General features: G+C 37.4%; 2 protein-coding genes. Both read right to left on the reverse strand.

Annotated features, from left to right (window positions below; all coding sequences use genetic code 11):
- Positions 1–280 (reverse strand): GNAT family N-acetyltransferase (locus FPG59_RS16305; protein WP_086455557.1); only part of this gene is annotated, 280 nt, incomplete at its 3' end.
- A gap of 14 nt (positions 281–294) precedes the next feature.
- Positions 295–1,014, reverse strand: coding sequence for a pirin family protein (locus FPG59_RS16310; RefSeq protein ID WP_086455558.1), 720 nt, complete (start codon positions 1,012–1,014; stop codon positions 295–297).
- Between the last annotated feature and the right edge of the window lie 28 nt (positions 1,015–1,042).

A 1,042-nucleotide genomic window follows, 5' to 3' on the forward strand; every position in this document is an offset into this window, starting at 1 on the left:
ATCTAATTCCGGGAGGAAGTAATTCTTTGTATTGGGGGAATTTTTTAAAAAACTGAACAATTCGTGGTAAAATAGGAACTACTTTCCACTTTTGCTCGATGGCATTTTCTAAGATACTTTTTAGAAAATCATTCAAAAAATCTTCATCATTAAATCCTTCTGGTTTGTGAATTTTGGTGAGAAAGATTTTCTTTTCTTGAAAAGAATACTCCACAGCGAGTAATCCTTGAGGGCTGTTGGTTTCAAATTGTCTCGAAAATGTATTGTCTTTAATTTCCATAAAAATAAGGATGGTTACTGCTGCATTGGTACTTCAATCAACAGTATTTTAGCCGTACTATTAATTTTAATGTCAATTGCAGTTGTCGCGGTTATTCCGATTGCATCTCTTGCAGTCAGAATTTGGTTGTTTATTTCAATTTCACCTTCTATCAAAAATAAATAAACCCCGTTGTTAGGAATCTGAATCGGGTAGTTTACCGCAGTGTTCTCGTCAAAAATACCTAAGTTGAAAAACGTTTTTTGGTGCACCCAAAGCGCGTTTCCATCGTTTTGGTCTTTTGGTGAAACTACGTTTATGAAAGTGTTTTTGTGCTGTTCTAGGTCAAATGATTTTTGGTCGTAGCGAGGTGTTGCTTCTTCTGTATCTGGAAAAACCCATAACTGTAAAGTCTTAGCGCGTTCTGTTTTGCTGGCGTTCATTTCAGAATGTTCCACTCCGCTACCGGCACTCATTACTTGCACTTCGCCAAAGCGAATAATGCCTTCGTTACCCATGCTGTCTTTGTGCATCAAGCCACCTTCAAGTGGAATCGTGATGATTTCCATATTGGCGTGACCGTGCGTACCAAAACCTGCGCCTGCAGCAATGGTATCGTCATTTAGTACGCGCAACATTCCAAATTGTACACGTTCTGGATTGAAATAGTTTCCAAACGAAAAAGAAAAATTAGCCTGAAGCCAGCCAAAATCGGCAGTACCTCTTGTATTTGCTTTATATAGTTGCGAAGTCATAATTTAATATTAATATATGATTTGATAT

The organism is Flavobacterium sp. FPG59 (assembly GCF_002150205.1).
Lineage (GTDB): Bacteria > Bacteroidota > Bacteroidia > Flavobacteriales > Flavobacteriaceae > Flavobacterium.